The organism is Bacillus sp. KNSH39 (assembly GCF_052656585.1).
Genome location: NZ_JBQXYO010000001.1, coordinates 3,589,731 through 3,605,337, shown reverse-complemented (window position 1 = coordinate 3,605,337; position 15,607 = coordinate 3,589,731). Strand labels below are relative to the sequence as shown.

General features: G+C 35.8%; 15 protein-coding genes. 8 read left to right on the top strand and 7 right to left on the bottom strand.

Annotation, left to right across the window (positions count from 1 at the left end):
* Nucleotides 1-42: 42 nt before the first annotated feature.
* Together ACUL40_RS18465 and ACUL40_RS18460 are read left to right on the top strand one after the other, a co-directional pair.
* Entirely contained in the window at nt 43-711 is a 669-nt protein-coding gene (locus ACUL40_RS18465; protein ID WP_000387955.1) for a Yip1 family protein, read from the top strand.
* Nucleotides 712-929: 218 nt separating this feature from the next.
* A complete protein-coding gene (locus ACUL40_RS18460) occupies nt 930-1,400 on the top strand; it encodes a sigma-70 family RNA polymerase sigma factor (protein WP_002026588.1) in 471 nt (156 codons plus the stop codon).
* Nucleotides 1,401-1,455: 55 nt separating this feature from the next.
* On the opposite strand, the gene ACUL40_RS18455 is transcribed toward ACUL40_RS18460, so the two are convergent.
* Complete coding sequence (locus ACUL40_RS18455) at nt 1,456-1,962, bottom strand: competence protein ComK (RefSeq protein WP_000997459.1); 507 nt, start codon at nt 1,960-1,962, stop codon at nt 1,456-1,458.
* 192 nt (nt 1,963-2,154) lie between these two features.
* Here ACUL40_RS18455 and ACUL40_RS18450 point away from each other — a divergent pair, with 192 nt between their 5' ends.
* Nucleotides 2,155-2,553, top strand: a complete 399-nt coding sequence (locus ACUL40_RS18450; RefSeq protein WP_000731405.1) for a DUF4359 domain-containing protein — start codon at nt 2,155-2,157, stop codon at nt 2,551-2,553.
* 21 nt (nt 2,554-2,574) lie between these two features.
* Here ACUL40_RS18450 and ACUL40_RS18445 read toward each other — a convergent pair whose 3' ends face one another.
* Both ACUL40_RS18445 and ACUL40_RS18440 read right to left on the bottom strand, forming a co-directional pair.
* The gene (locus tag ACUL40_RS18445; RefSeq protein ID WP_001197593.1) at nt 2,575-2,790 is read right to left on the bottom strand and encodes a DUF2922 domain-containing protein; all 216 of its coding nucleotides are present in this window, start codon (nt 2,788-2,790) and stop codon (nt 2,575-2,577) included.
* A 116-nt stretch (nt 2,791-2,906) separates the two neighbouring features.
* Nucleotides 2,907-3,131 (bottom strand): DUF1659 domain-containing protein, encoded by a 225-nt coding sequence (locus tag ACUL40_RS18440; RefSeq protein WP_000963861.1) that lies wholly within the window; start codon nt 3,129-3,131, stop codon nt 2,907-2,909.
* 111 nt (nt 3,132-3,242) lie between these two features.
* On the opposite strand from ACUL40_RS18440, the gene ACUL40_RS18435 reads away from it, so the two are divergent.
* Complete coding sequence (locus tag ACUL40_RS18435) at nt 3,243-3,728, top strand: VanZ family protein (protein WP_001080707.1); 486 nt, start codon at nt 3,243-3,245, stop codon at nt 3,726-3,728.
* A gap of 72 nt (nt 3,729-3,800) precedes the next feature.
* Here ACUL40_RS18435 and ACUL40_RS18430 read toward each other — a convergent pair whose 3' ends face one another.
* Nucleotides 3,801-6,557: a DEAD/DEAH box helicase gene (locus ACUL40_RS18430; protein ID WP_065212339.1), complete on the bottom strand. Its 2,757-nt coding sequence runs from the start codon at nt 6,555-6,557 to the stop codon at nt 3,801-3,803.
* Entirely contained in the window at nt 6,541-8,160 is a 1,620-nt protein-coding gene (locus ACUL40_RS18425; RefSeq protein WP_139847064.1) for an SWIM zinc finger family protein, read from the bottom strand. The genes ACUL40_RS18430 and ACUL40_RS18425 overlap by 17 nt, the downstream gene beginning before the upstream one ends.
* Before the next feature lie 158 nt (nt 8,161-8,318).
* Between ACUL40_RS18425 and ACUL40_RS18420 the strand changes: the two genes are divergently transcribed.
* From ACUL40_RS18420 to ACUL40_RS18410, 3 genes are read left to right on the top strand one after another with little or no spacing between them, the layout of a single operon-like run.
* On the top strand, nt 8,319-8,810 hold the full coding sequence (locus ACUL40_RS18420) for a zinc ribbon domain-containing protein (RefSeq protein ID WP_001281754.1): 492 nt from the start codon (nt 8,319-8,321) through the stop codon (nt 8,808-8,810).
* A gap of 5 nt (nt 8,811-8,815) precedes the next feature.
* Entirely contained in the window at nt 8,816-10,366 is a 1,551-nt protein-coding gene (locus ACUL40_RS18415; RefSeq protein ID WP_139847063.1) for a zinc ribbon domain-containing protein, read from the top strand.
* A gap of 12 nt (nt 10,367-10,378) precedes the next feature.
* On the top strand, nt 10,379-11,758 hold the full coding sequence (locus ACUL40_RS18410; protein WP_000666884.1) for a zinc ribbon domain-containing protein: 1,380 nt from the start codon (nt 10,379-10,381) through the stop codon (nt 11,756-11,758).
* A gap of 171 nt (nt 11,759-11,929) precedes the next feature.
* Here the strand turns inward: ACUL40_RS18410 and ACUL40_RS18405 are convergent, their stop codons facing one another.
* Entirely contained in the window at nt 11,930-12,232 is a 303-nt protein-coding gene (locus ACUL40_RS18405) for a DUF3910 family protein (protein ID WP_001102539.1), read from the bottom strand.
* An 85-nt stretch (nt 12,233-12,317) separates the two neighbouring features.
* Entirely contained in the window at nt 12,318-13,196 is an 879-nt protein-coding gene (locus ACUL40_RS18400) for a cell wall-binding protein EntA (RefSeq protein ID WP_000733326.1), read from the bottom strand.
* Between the two features lie 664 nt (nt 13,197-13,860).
* Between ACUL40_RS18400 and opuD the strand changes: the two genes are divergently transcribed.
* Entirely contained in the window at nt 13,861-15,375 is a 1,515-nt protein-coding gene (opuD, locus tag ACUL40_RS18395; protein ID WP_001229103.1) for a glycine betaine transporter OpuD, read from the top strand.
* The last annotated feature ends 232 nt before the right edge of the window (nt 15,376-15,607 follow it).

The following is a 15,607-nucleotide window of genomic DNA, read 5'->3' as shown; positions in this document are numbered from 1 at the left end:
CGCCCGTTAGAACGGGTTATATAAATAGAAGGAGGCGTTATAATGGAAGCTAATTTGAATACGCAAAAAGTTGGTGGAGAAAAGCCATCATTGTTCGGAATGATCACTTCTCCTGGAGTGCAGTTCGAAAGAATGAAAACGAGTAATGCAGTTTGGGGAGCGTTTTGGCTACTTGTTTTATTAGGTGGACTTATTGGGGGATTTGCTGCTTATGTATATTCTCTAACACCTGAAGCAATTGAGCTCAATAAGGAGTTAGGTGTTACTGTTTCAGCTGGAATGACATATGGTATGGGATTCGGTGTAGGTGCTCTTGGTATGGGATTTAGTTTCTTACTAAGTGCTGTAGTGTATAAAGTATTAATGGTGTTTATGAGCAATGATACTTCTTATAAAAAATTATTGGCGATTACTGTATATTCAAGTGTTATTTCATTAATTGGTGTATTAATAAATATAATTTTAGCTTATATTTTAGGTGGATCGGGTCAAGAAATGTACACTGGCCTAGGACCAATTTTCGCCTCGAGTAGTGGTGTTGTAAAAGGTATTGTAAGTAAATTTGAAGTGTTTACAATTTGGGGATATGTAGTTACATGGCTAGGTCTTCAAATTACAGCAGGTTTGACTAAAAAGCAGGCAACAATTATTACTATTGTTTTCTTTGTTTTAACTCTTGGAATCGGAGCTTTACAAGGTATGTTCCAATAAGGAAATAAGATAGAAAAGGTGGCTCTTCCAAGAGTCACCTTTTTTATTTTTACCCTTACTTCAAATACCACCAACAGAATTTCAAATTCTACATAGTGTAATTTCAGATTCCGTCGGTAGTATTTGAAATGACTCACAGTGAAATCTTTTCTTTATTTTTATATTGTGAAGGTACCGCGGAATACTAGAAAGGTATACCTTTTAGAAACGGGTACTGTGTGAAGCCAGCGACTTTTAAAGAGGCAGTTGTTTTGTATGAAGGGATGATTGTAAATCAAATAAAGAAATTAGGTATTCGTAAAGATTATGAAGAGTATTATCAATGTGGTTTAATTGGTCTTTGGCATGCGTATGAAAGATTTGATGCAAAGAAGGGGTATTTCCCTGCATATGCAGTTGTAACGGTGCGTGGTTATATATTAGAGAGATTGAAGAAAGAGTTCGCAGTGCAGGAGAGATGTGTATGTGTAGGTGAGTATGAGGATATCTTTCATTTTGAGGATGTTGAAATAAGAGTGAAGGATTTTATGAGCGTGTTAGATGAGAAGGAGAAGTATATTATTTTTGAACGTTTTTTTGTAGGGAAGACGATGGGAGAAATCGCTTTAGAGACGGAAATGACATATTATCAAGTAAGATGGATGTATCGGCAAGCACTTGAGAAAATGCGAGATAGTGTAAGAGGATAAATATTAATATAAGAATGGAAGGCAAGAGATGTTGCTTTCCATTCTATTTGTTAGTTTAATGTAGTAAATGTAACAAGGGGTTTTTAAATTGTAGTGAATCTTGCATGTTCATACGAGATAGTATGTATCCAGCTTTTAATAATTGTTGCTGCAATTTATGGGGACTGATAGATATTGTTGTTGTAGTGCCATTTGAAAAATGTATTTTAGCCTTTTTAATCTTTTGGCAAAAGTCTATATCGTGTATGTGGTTATAAAATAGCCATATACAGTTTGGAGATGAAGGAGATTCTGTTGGAAAAGTACAAATGTATTCCCGATGATTAATTGGAATTGGAACGTTTTGTTTGAATCTAAAATTTGTTTGGACTGCATTACGTCTACCTTGATAAGTAGAGTGAATATGGGTTAAGCAAGATTTTTTGATAAGTTGTAATGCGGTTTGGCAGGAACGAAGATCATTTCCGCTACTGTCGATAAGTTTTGTACGATAATAAGGGTGATTGTATGGAACAAGCATCATAGTAGAACTAGAAATAATAATGTTATTTTCATCATTCATGATTTTAAGTCCTCCCTTATGAAATTAATATTTCGAATATAATTATATACGGAATAAGTAAACTCGGTGTTAATATTTTGTTTTGTATTGTAAATTTTGGCTATTCGTTTACAATCAATAGGTGATAGTCTTTCTAATTTGCATCGCTTGTACATATATATGAAAATAGAAAAGAGTAGGCGGTGATATAGTATGAAGAAAAAGTATATTATTATGGCTTTAGTTGTCGTTCTCCTAGTATATTTAGCAAACAGTAATCCGAGTAAGGGCGAATATACAGAATGGGCAGCGAAGCAGTTTATGAAGCGTAATGATGTGAGTAAGAAGCTAGATGAAGTTCAAAAAGAGAATGAAGAGGGTCTCCTTGGCGACTTGGCATCGGCCGGTAAAAAGTTAGCGAAAAAGTATGTTGAGCCACAAGTTGGGTTATTAATTGATCATTATACGAAGCGAAATGATTATATATTCTTCTCAACATATACGACTGAGTTTGATATAGGTGAAGAACATTATAAGTACGTATGCGTCGGTTTCTCAAAGATTTTTATTCCGATTGAAATGCCGAAGAAAAAAGACGAATCTGCAAAATGATGCAGATTCGTCTTTTTCATTTTATAGAGTAATTGGAACTTCAGATACATTTTTTTCTACAAGGCGAGCTCCCTTTTTTCGTGTATTTTCATCAATGGATGAAAATACAGATGAGGCGAGGATTGTATCCATTACTTGATTTACGACTTGTGCATCGATTGGTGTGATGGGCGTATCGATAGAAAAAACGACTGTTTTTCCATCTTCTTTTGCGAAAATCAACTCTAGTACTTGCATGTGTTATTCCCTCCTTTGTATTTATCAAGCTATTTATGGGATTTGGGTCTGCCGGTTAAATTGCGGTCTAATAATCAGCGGGGATGATTAAAATCCCCACTGATCCGAGTTTTACTTTATAGTTTAGAAAGATCTGATGTGCTTACAAGTTGTACAGCGTGAAGTGGTGATGCTTGTAAGGAAGCTAGAGCATGAGCTACGTTGTGTACTTGATCTAAGCTCGCATTTGTTTTAACACGTTTAAATTGTTTGCTCTTGAAAACTGTTTTGCCGTTCTTATCTAATCCGTTGTTTAAGACAAGACGTAAAGTTAAATCCATTACGATTGTTTCAATTGCCATGTGTATCACCTCCTTTCACTTTATAAATAGGGTACAAATGTCATGTTTTGGCGTGAAATTTTTTCTTTTTTTTGGTACCCTTAAAAGATTAAGAGAGGAGAATTCTGGATAATGAATCGTAAATGGTTATTTTGGATTCCTGTATTACTATGGATGGGGCTGATTTTCTATTCTTCGGCACAACCATATAAAAAGCAGGATATGCGTTCAGATATTGAACAATATGTAAATGTTGAATTTGTGAAAGAGCATTTTTCATGGGTATCTATTGATTATGGTGGAGGAACCCCTGTTAGTATTGCGAATAAAGGTGTAGGCGGATTTATTGAGTTTTTCCTTCGTAAAGGTGCTCATTTTATGGTGTTCTTTATGCTAGGTTCATTGATTTATTACGCTTTTCATCGATCAGGTCATTCGAGGAAAAGATGTTTTATATATGCCCTTCTTTTCGTTGCGGGTTATGCAACATTTGATGAAATTCACCAATGGTATACGGGAGACCGCACACCAATGTGGCAAGATTCATTGCTTGATACGTGCGGCGGATTAACGGGAATTATAATAAGTAATTGGTTTTGGAATAGAAAAAAGCGCTAATCTCATTTGAGATTAGCGCCTTTTTTTGCGAGTAGTAAAACTCCACTTAACTGGCTTGATTCAAGTTTCACTTTATACACCAAGTAATTCTTTTAGTTCGTCTGTTGATAGTTCAGTCATCCAGCTATCGCTTGTGATGACCGCATTGTTTAGAGATTGTTTTCTTTCTAGCATTTCATCAATTTTTTCTTCTAATGTTCCTGTTGTAATAAGTTTGTGAACATGAACAAATCGTTTTTGACCAATGCGATATGCGCGGTCTGTTGCTTGATTTTCCACAGCTGGATTCCACCAACGGTCGTAGTGAATGACATGGTTGGCAGCGGTTAAGTTTAATCCTGTTCCGCCAGCTTTTAAGGATAAGATGAAAATGTCATACGTTCCGTTTTGGAACTCCTCAATCATCTTGTCGCGATCTTTTTTCGGCACACTACCGTTTAAGAAGAGGACACGCTGGCCGAATTTTTCTTCTAGCACACGTTTTAGCATGTTCCCCATGCCGATGTATTGAGTGAAGATTAGGCAACTTTCATTTTGATCTTTTATATTTTCGATGAGCTCCATTAACGTTTTTGTTTTCATAGAGCGTTCAACGACATTTTGTGGCTCTTCTTCTTTTAAATAAAGAGCTGGATGATTACAAATTTGTTTTAGCTTGTTCAGCATAAGTAATATAAAGCCGCGTCTTTCAATTCCACTTAATCCTTCGACATTTTGCAGTGTATCTTGAACAAGTTGTTCATATAAGGAAGCTTGTTCACCAGTAAGAGGACAGTAAGCTTTTTGTTCTTGTTTATCTGGTAAATTTAATGCGACCGTTTGATCTTTCTTCGTTCGGCGCAGTAAAAATGGTGAGATAAACCGTTGAACTTGCTGGATTTTTCCTTCATCACGATCTTTTTCAATCGGTGTGACGAAGCGACGTTGGAATTGCCCTAAGCTTCCGAGATATCCATGATTAATAAAGTCGAAAATGGACCAAAGTTCAGCGAGGCGATTTTCCATCGGCGTACCAGTTAAAGCGATTTTGTGATTTGCTTGTAAGTTTCGTACTGCTTTGGACTGTTTCGTATGTGGGTTCTTAATATTTTGTGCTTCATCCAAAATAACAGCATCCCAGCATAATGAAGTTAGTTCTTCCTCATCGAGTTGAGCCAATGCATAAGATGTTAATACAACATCTGCTGATTGAAGGAAATCTTCAAAAGAATTGCCCTTATCTCTATTACTTCCGTAATGTAATTGAACACGTAAATTCGGTGCGAAACGCTCAAATTCTTTTTGCCAATTTCCAAGAACAGATGTCGGCGCTACGATTAATGCAGGGCCTGTTTTGAGATTATTTTCTTTTATATATAGTAAGTAAGAGATTGTTTGAATACTTTTCCCGAGTCCCATATCGTCAGCTAGCAATGCTCCAAATCCAAGCTTTCGTAAATATAATAACCATTCAATGCCGTGTTGTTGATACGGACGAAGTGTTGCGTTTAGTGAAGTAGGGACATCTACTTTTGGAATATCTCCAATATGAAGCAGCTTTTGGAATAGTTCCTCATAATATCCATCTAGTTCAATTTCAATATCAGTAAACGGACTATCATCTTCTACAATTTCTGTTTCAGCCGTATTTGATAAATGTTGCTGCAGGACATCTTTCATCTCTAGTCCGTATTTATCGGCACGGTTCATGAGTTTCCTTACTTCTTCGATAAAGGCTGGATCTAGTCGCATCCATTGACCGTTTATATTAAATAGACGTTTGTTTTGTTCAACGAGTTCAAAAAATTCGCTTTCTGATAAATCAATGCCGTTCGTCGAAATTCGCCAGTCAAAATTAACGAGCGTATTCATACCGAAGAACGATTGTGTTTGTACTGTATTTTGCTTCAGTTGAACACGTAATTTCGGTTTTGTTGCTTTTAAATTTTGCCACCATGATGGTAGTAAAATTGTAATGCCGGCTGCAAGTAATTCATCGCTTGCTTCTGTTAAGAAGTTCCAAGCTTCTGTTTCAAAGAGCTCATTTCGGAATGTATCTCCTTCTTTTAACCACGGTATGAGCTTACTAAAACCTTCTTGTGTTTCTGTAATCCGTTCTTCGTAATCGTGCCATCTTTTCGGTAAGGAATCGATGTTTTCATATACATATATGCGATGCGCCCCGCGCTTTGGTGTCACGATTGTTTCAAGTTTCCACATTTCAAATTCTTCTTGTGGTTCTTGCAGTCTTAGTCCGATTGTAAACGGAAGATCATCTTCAATATAACCAATTTTTCGAAGCCAATCTTCTTCATGTAGTGCTGTTTCCAATTGTCTTTTCGTAAAGTCGTAATGTTCATATAGTCTTTTAGCATCTTCCCAGCCGTCATTTGAGCGATTATCTTGTAATATGCTTTCATTAACTGCTGCTGAGAAGAGAGATGCTAATGTGTCATCTTCAATTGGCGTATTTTGAACTTTCCAAGATGGTTGTTTGGGCCAGTGCTCGATATCTGGTACGAAGCTACCACTCGTAAAGGCATCCCATAATTCATTTGCATCTTTTGTAAGTGCTGTAATAGGGCCGTTCAGTTGAATATGTGCAAAGGAATTCATCGGTTTGTTTGCAATGTATTCAAAGGCTTGTGCATTTGTTAGTAGCACACCTTGTTTTCCTTCGAAGGTTGCTTCTTTTAGAAACGTACCGTAGAAAGAAGTGGAGTGCCATGTGAATGCATGTCGTTTCCAACTTGTTACGGATAATGGAGTACCGCTGTCATCTTCTCCCCAAAGGAACCAACCTTGACTAACATGCTGGAGCCTAATTGTTACTTCAGTTTGATTGATCATCGATTAATTTTCCTTTCCGTAATTCCTCTTGTAGTGCACGCAGACGTGAATGGAGATTGGCGATGTGAATAATGAAAGCATCCCATTCATCGGTGCGTTTTAATCGTTTATATAATGTACGTAATTTCTTTAAGTAACGAACTGCGCGTCTATATGATTTACGATTTCGTTCTTCAATTGCTTCTACAGCAGCAAGATGATAAAGAGGAAGTGCTGCTTCTGGCGCTTCTTTTTCAATATCTTTCAGTGGTTCTTTTAACAGTTCAATTGCTTCAAACCCATATAAGAGATGGAGCTCTGCCCATGTACGATACTGTTTTTTCGCGAGTACGTACTGTTCATAGTTTGTGAAACTATACGGTAATAGTTCCTGCAAGATCATTTCAAAACCAGCTTGTTCATTTGTATGTGTTGCGTATGTTTCATACATGATTACAAATAGCCGAACGATATCTTTTATAAAAATCGTATTTTCGTGATCTTGGATCGTTTTCTTTACTTGTTTATACGTAAAGGAAAGCCAGTTTTTCGCACGATCCCACTGCATGGCACTTAATAGTTCTTCTAACCAATAGAAGTATAGACTCACAACAGAAGCAGGTTGTTTCTTTAGTAAGTCCATCGCTAGTAGATCTTCTTCATTTAAAAAGAGAAGGTGAGAAGACGCTAACGCTTTAGATAGTGGATTAATTTTCGTATCGATTCGTTTTTCTTCCTCTTGCATTTTCTCTTTATTGTTTAAAAGTTCACTCCATATGTGGCGATAAATGAAAAATCGCTCTTGCGTATAAGCGTCGGTAGAGAAGAATACTTCATGAACAAGACGAGCTGTTTCTTGCAAAATTATTTCAGATTCTGAAGGAATCGCTTCTGATTGTAAGTCCCGAACGATGGATTCCACTTTATCTACAAATAGGCGAACGACATTAACAGGTTGGTGATAAGAATACGTTTTGTTTGCTTCGAATGCCTGAATTTCTTCTAATAATTTTTGAAAGCAGTAAAGTACTGCATGTAACCTGAATAATTCATGTATGGCGATGACGCGCGGAGCTTTCCGCTCAAGTTTCGTATAGAAATCTGTAAAGATACTCATAAGAAAATACATTTGTTTATAAGTAAGGCGAGCTTGTTCTTTTTTAAATGATTCATATTCTTTTTCAAAATATGATTCCCAACTTTTATAATCCGTTTCTTCAAAAGCTGATGATTGCAATACTTGTCTTGCAGTTCGAATAGGAGGAAGGGAAGGTTTCGTATTATTTTTAAATAAAGTTAATACATCTCCTACTTGCCCGAAACTAGACGCTGCAGATAGTAATACAGCGAGCATATGCTCACATTGTGTTGGTGCGAAGCAATCACAATAACTTTCAGCGACATTACGAATCGGAATATGAACGCTATATACGTTGCCTTCCGCATCTACAGTTCCTGATAGTGTATAACCATCAAAGTCAACGTTGTAGACAACACCACTACGATATAGGTGCCGAGCTGTAGCGACATGTTCCTTATCAGCTGTTTGCTGTGGATCTAGTCCTTGAACGAACTCATTCGCAATCATCATAATTTCATCTTTCGTAATAGAGTGTTGCAGCATAATATTCCTCCGTACACATATTTCTTTCCTTTACCATTATAAACAAAAAATGCTCAAAACAGAAAAAATGAAATTTGGATTACATAACTTGAAAATCATGGTAATATATAAAATGTTAATTTCATATATAAATATATATGTATAGGAGGAGAAATGATTTGTCAGATTTACAGACGAAGTTAGGTAGTGGAATGAATAAGTTACAAGAAGGAATAGAACAAGGGAAAATGAAGTTGCAAGTTGCACAAGAAATTGCTCAATTGAAAAAGGGAATGCAAGTGCAAATGCAGAAAAAAGCAGAGGTTCTATTAGAGGTTGGACAGCAAGTGTATGTTCAATTAAGAGGAAGTGGAGTAAATGAAGCGAGCTTAAAAGAAATGATTGCTCCAGTTCAAGAATTTGATGTAGCTATTTATCAAGCAAGAAAGCGCATTGTTGAATTGCAAAAACAACAAGGTGAAAAAGCTACATGTGAATGTGGTGGACCTTTATCAATAAATGATAAGTTTTGTGGTTCGTGTGGAAAGCCTAACCCGATGTTAACAGTAGAAAATGAAGGTGAAACGGTAAATTGTATTTCATGTAATGAGCATATCGATAAAAACTCTACTTACTGTCCAGTTTGTGGAATTAAGCAAAGTGGGGAGTGAATTAAATGTATTGTCGCACATGTGGAAAACAACATGGTGAAGAAGTAAATTATTGCCCAAATGAAGGTAGTATGGAGATTGCAGGAGCTATAGATGCAGTAACATTAGAAAAAGATACTGCAAAATACTGCAGAGGTTGTGGCAGTGAAAATGCTCAAAAAAATTTATATTGTCAAAAGTGTGGGTATTCTTTATCTGTTGTGAAGAAAAAAGAACAAACTGTAAAATTGCCTACAATGGATGGTGCTCCTAAAGTTGAATTTAAAGCAGATAAAGCCGTTTTACAAAAAGGTTTTATTGGTGGGGCTGTTGCAAGTATTCTCATGTTAATTGCTGGTTGGATTGGTAGTTTATTATTTGCCTCTATGTTAAGTGAGATGTTTAGCAAATTTGCGAAAGAATTAGAAATGTTGCCAAGTTTTTATTCGAGTGCAACTTCTACGATGTTAAGTTACCATTTACTTGGTTTTACAGCTAACGATGATAGTGGATTGATATTTTCTTTATCTTGGCATACTCCATTTACATTATTATTAATCATTCCATTTATTATTTTCGCTGGTACAGGAATTTGGTTAGGGAAACAGCATGTTGCGAAAACGATTAAAGATCAAATCTTTATGGCAGCAACAGTTGGTATTATTTATGGAGTCTTTTTATTCATTATAAGTTTTATAGCATCACAATCTTTTGCAATCCCATTCTCAGAAGCAGGTAAGATTACGGTTGGCTATTCAGCGATGAAGAGTTTATTGAGTGGTTTTGTATGTGGGACATTATTTACCTTATTAGGATTTATTGCTCATACAAGCAAAAACAATATGGCAGCAGCATTTCAAGAGTTAATGCCATATGGAACGTCTGTTTATTACGGTGTTTCGGCTATGATAAAAGGACTTTTAGTAACAGCAGTAGCGGTTTGTATTATGGCGTTAGTAAGTAAGGAAGACGGTATTGAACCATTAAAAGAAATAACAACTTTAAAATCTGAAAGTACATTATTAGCATTAGAGTTAACACCTCAATTATGGAGTATGGCTCATTTTGCGCCGTTAGAAGTATCAAGTCCAGCACTTAGTAAGGAATTTACTAGAATTGGTAAGAAATCAAATGCACATGAGAGCACACTATCGTTTTCATTTATATCAGGCGTCTCTGTAAATGGCGTAGAGCTTAGAGAGATATTGATTTCAAAAGGAGCAAATGAGGAAAGCCTTGCAGAATTTGATAGAGTGAATAACGTATTCCATTATGGTTTATTACTGCTTATTATTCCATTGTTCTTTATGTTTAGAGCGGGAAGAAAGTTAGCTAAATTACCGACTGCCAATATATATATTACATTAGCGGTATGCAGTGGTTCTTACACAATTATGATGATTGTAATGAATATGATTTCTAAGTTCCAAATTAATGTTTCAGGAACTGTAACAAGTTTATTTGGAACAAGCGGAACAGTACTATCTATGCAAAATTCATTTACATATTTAATTTTGTTTAGTTTTATTGTGACATATGTAGCAGCATTTGCTGGAATGAAATTAGCTAAAAAATAGGAGGAGAGCACGTTGAAGTTTTGTGGAACATGTAAAAAGAACGTTGCAGACCATTTGAACTTTTGTCCTGAGTGTGGGAGTAAAGTAGAAGTAATCGTTGATAACACTGCTGCCTCATATACAGAATTACAAAGCGAGACAAAACCAGTGAAAAGTAAGAAAAATTTATTTTTAATCATTGGTTTTGCCATTATTGCTGCATTATTATTTGGGGCATATAAATTTGGAGCATATAAGTTTTCAAAAGAAAAGCAAGTAAATGTAATGATTGAAGCATTCCAAAAGAAAGATATTAATGCAATTGATGAGTTTGTAAAAGCAAATGATTCAAGCTTAAAGATTAAGACAGAGGATATTAAAGCGTACATGCGTTATTTAAAAGAGAATCCTTCTTACAATAAACAATTACTGTCTTATTTACAGAAAGAGACAGTAGATCAAAAGTTAACAAAAGATAAACCTGCATTTAAAGACGGGGAAATAGTAGAAGAGGGAAAAGAGTGGTTCTTATATCCAAAGTATAAGTTCAGCATGAAATCTTATTATATGAATGTAAGTACAACTGCAAAGAATGCAGAAATATATGTGAATGACAAAAAAGAAACAGAGCTTTCTAGTGATAAAAATTCGAAAGAGTTGGGGCCATACTTCCCAGGTACATATGTTGTAAAGGCAACGGCGAAGACAGAACTTACTGAATTAGAAACAGAGAAAGAAGTAGATTTAGCGGATGAACAGAGCGAGAAGGTGAAAGTGGATTTATCGCTTGAAGGCAAGTATGTAAGCATTTCTTCTGATGAAAGTGATGCAACTGTATTTGTGAATGGGAAAAAACGTGGAAAATTAAATTATGGAAGTTATAAGCTTGGCCCTGTATCCACAGATGAAACAGTAGAAGTACATTTAGAGAAAACTACTGATTTTGGTGTGATGAAATCTGAAAGTGTTAAAATTGGAGACCAAAGCACATATTACTTAAAATTCCCGAAAGAAACATCAAGTTCAGCAGTGGGCGAATTTGTAAGAAATCATATTTATGATAACGTACGTGCAATTTCATTAAATGATTTTAGTTTAATTGAAAATAATTATGATAAGAGCGGAAAATCGTATAAGGAAGACCGTGATTATATACAGTATTTACACAAAAAAGGAATTACAGAAGACTTATTAACGATGGAAGTTCGTAATGTAGAGCGTCAAAGTGCTACGAAATATAAAGTAACGACATATGAAGAGTATCATATTCGTTACGGTGATGGATCTGTGAAGTTCAAAAGTTTTAATAACGAACATATTGTAACTGTGAATGGAAATGGAAAGATGTTGTATCATTCTCTTGGTGCAAATAATACGTTGAAATCAGAAGATGTATCTGGTCCAACTCGTTAATATGAGAGAAGCTGTTCAATATTTGAACAGCTTCTTTTTTGTAGCTAAATCGATATTTCGTGTCGAACCGTTGATATATCGTAAGTTATGATAGATATAATCGAAAAATCGTTGATATATTGCGATTTATGATAGATATAATTGAAAAATCGTTGATATATTTTTTTACAATTATGAGTGTGTTTCCTTTAGTATCGCTTGTACATATGGATCATGTAATATTTGCTCTATAATTGGCAACATATTTTGTTCAAATGGAATGTCGATAGGAAATGGCTTTTGAGAGCCTGGTTTTATTCCATATTGCACAATTTTGTAATGTGTATTGTTTTCAGACTTGAGCACAATTAACTTATAGCGGTTATCATCGCCAGCGAGTGAAAAATCAATAGAAGTAGCGTTATATGTTACTTCATCTTTATATATGTACGGTTTTGGCGTACCAATCCAGTCTACTTTTGCTTGTACATTCATGGGCGTAGCCTCCTTATATGTATTATAAATAAATAAAAGCCAGCTCTCAATAAAGAGAACCGGCTTGTAATTTAGCAGTCATTGGTTATTTTAAAATTTTCACTTTAACAGTTTTGCGTCCCCATTTTTGAGCAGCGCTATCTGATCCAAGTAAGATATCAATACGGTTACCTTTAATTGCACCACCAGTATCTCCAGCGATAGCTTCTCCGTAACCTTCTACCCATACTTTAGATCCTAATGGGATTACTTTCGGGTCAACAGCGATCATTTTCATGTTTGGATTCGCAGTTAAATCATGACCCATTGCAGTTAATACACGGCCGCCATATGTGCCACCGTTTTCGCTCGGGTGAGCTGTATATGCTGTAGCTACAACTGTTAACTCACGACCACCAGATGGTGTGTTAGTTTCAGCAGCTTTCACAGCAGGCTTAGCAGCTGGTTTTGCTTGTGCTACAGGTGCTTGAGCCTTAGCTGGTGCTGCAGCTTTAGCAGGAGCAGTTGTTTCTTGTTTCTCAATTACAGGTGCTGTACCTGTTAAGAAAGGAACATGAACATAAGCTGTTTTCCCGTTATATTCAAATTGTAACCACTCATTTTGTACTTGGTTCGTTGTTTCGATTACATCGTCTTTCTTCAACTTTCCAAGAACCTCTGAGTTTGTGTTCGCTTCAGCACGTACGTTTAATACGTTAGCTGTTACGTAGTAGATGCTTTTTGTGAACTCTGCACTTACGAATGCGTCTTTACCGTCTAAAGTAATTTTTGACCATCCGTTCTCTGTATTTTGAACATCTATTTTATTACCGTTTAGTAATTTACCGACAACTTTTGATTCAGTAGTAGGGTTTTCGCGTACGTTTAGTACGTCTGTTGTTACAACAGTTTCTGCATTAGCAGATGATGTGAAAATCCCAAGACCAAAAACTGCTGCTGTTGCTATACCAATTAATTTTTTCATGATAGCCTCCATTGCGTTTGTTTTCGTGTCCTCATTATAGCAACAGATTTTTTCGGATTTGGGGAAAACACACAATTACAAACCATTCGTAATAAGTCGTTAACATCCTGTAATATAACAAAAAATATAGGAAAGCGTTTTTCATTCTATATGACTCATAGGTTTCTAGTTATATTCAAAATATTTAATACAACATGTTTTTTTCGACGTAAATAAAAATATTACAGGAATGTTACATGATGTTTACTAAACGATTACATTCCTTGAGTATTTTACCGTTTTATGGGTAATATAGTTATATAAACATAAACATTTTGTTTGTGAAGCTATAAACACGTGCTATATACTAGCAAAAAAACCGCATAATTGTTACAAAACGAAAGGGTTGCAAGGAAGGATTTTGCCCTTTTTTACATATGTAACACATCCTTTTTTAGGAAAATACATTCCTATCCGCGTTTTTCTCACACAATTTGACAGCAGTATTTCTAACTTGTAGCTCTTGCAGAGTGAAAAGGTTATACGAAAGGTAAGGCTGTCCATAAGAATTCGAATTGGTGAAGGTGAAAGTAAGAAAATCACCGCAAAATTATAGTTTTCTATCCGATTTTACATATCGGAATTTATGTTATTTACAAAAGCGAAACCTACGAAGGGGGATTTGATGAGGAAACTGACAAAAACATTCATCGTTTCATTAACATTATGTATTGCATTTACAATTTGGGGGATTATTCCCGAATCTATTATTGGAAAAGGTAGCTTAGGAAATGTAACAACCGCAATTCAAACTGCATTAGTTAGTAAGTTCGGGTGGTTTTATATTATTTCCGTTTCTATTATTTTAGGTGTGTCTATCTTTTTAATTGTTTCGAAATACGGTTCTATTCGTTTAGGGAAAGATGATGACGAACCTGATTATAGTTATATGACATGGTTTGCTATGTTATTTAGTGCTGGTATGGGTATTGGCTTAGTTTTCTGGGGCGTTGCCGAACCATTAAACCATTTATACGCACCTCCGTTTGGAGATAGTGCAACTGAGGAAAGTGCGCGCCTTGCACTGCGTTTTTCATTTTTCCATTGGGGATTACATCCTTGGGGACTATATGCGTTTGTAGCGTTATGTATTGCTTACTTTACCTTTAGAAAAGGAAAAGCAAGTACGATTAGTGCGACAGTAGGTCCGTTATTTAAGGGCGGGGAACACGGGCGTATTGCTCATTCATTTGATGTGTTAGCTGTTTTCGCAACTGTATTTGGTGTTGCAACGTCATTAGGTCTTGGTGCGAAACAAATTGCAGGTGGTGTTAGTTATTTAACGTCTATCCCGAACTCATTAACGACTCAGTTAGTTATTATTGCAATCGTAACAGTATTATTTATGTTATCTGCGCAAACAGGTCTTGATAAAGGAATTAAATATTTAAGTAATACGAATATTATTTTTGCATTTGCACTTATGATCATTGTATTATTTGCAGGTCCAACAAACTTTATTATGAATTACTTCACTTCAACAATCGGTTCTTATATTCAGGAATTGCCAAGTATGAGTTTCCGTTTAAGTCCATTAGACGAAGGTGGGAATCAATGGATTCAGTCATGGACAATTTTCTATTGGGCATGGTGGATTGCGTGGTCACCGTTCGTAGGTACGTTTATTGCTCGTGTTTCACGAGGTCGTACGATTCGTGAGTTTGTTATCGGTGTGTTACTTGTGCCGACCGTAATTGGTGCACTTTGGTTCTCTGTGTTCGGCGGTACTGGTATTCATATGGAGCTGTTTGGTGATGCACATATCTTCGACAAAGTGAAAGAAATGGGAACAGAAGTAGGATTATTCGCTATGTTCGATCAGATGGGTAGCTTTGGATCAGCTTTATCAGTTTTAGGTATTTTACTTATTGCAACATTCTTTATTACATCGGCAGACTCTGCAACATTTGTTTTAGGAATGTTAACGACACATGGTAGTTTAAACCCACCAAATCGTATTAAAATGATTTGGGGTATCGTTCTAGCCGCGATAGCTTCTACGCTATTATATATTGGCGGATTAGAAGCCTTACAAACGGCAGCTATCATTGCAGCATTCCCGTTCGTCTTCGTTATTTTCTTTATGATGGCAGCATTATTTAAAGAGTTACAAAAAGAAGGGCGTATGAAGCGTCATTAATAATAGAAGGAAAAGAGCTGATTTCATATCAGCTCTTTTTTATTTCTCTATTTGCCTGTAAAAGTACAATTGGTGATGGCTAATGAAAGTTTCACTTTATATAGAAGGAATTTGAAATGCGGGTAGGGGAAATAAAATACTTTACCATATAAGTAGTATGCCTTTTATACGAAGAAAAAACGATAGGTTTCGACAATATTCGATACCTTACGAATTCTATTCGTATTTTTGT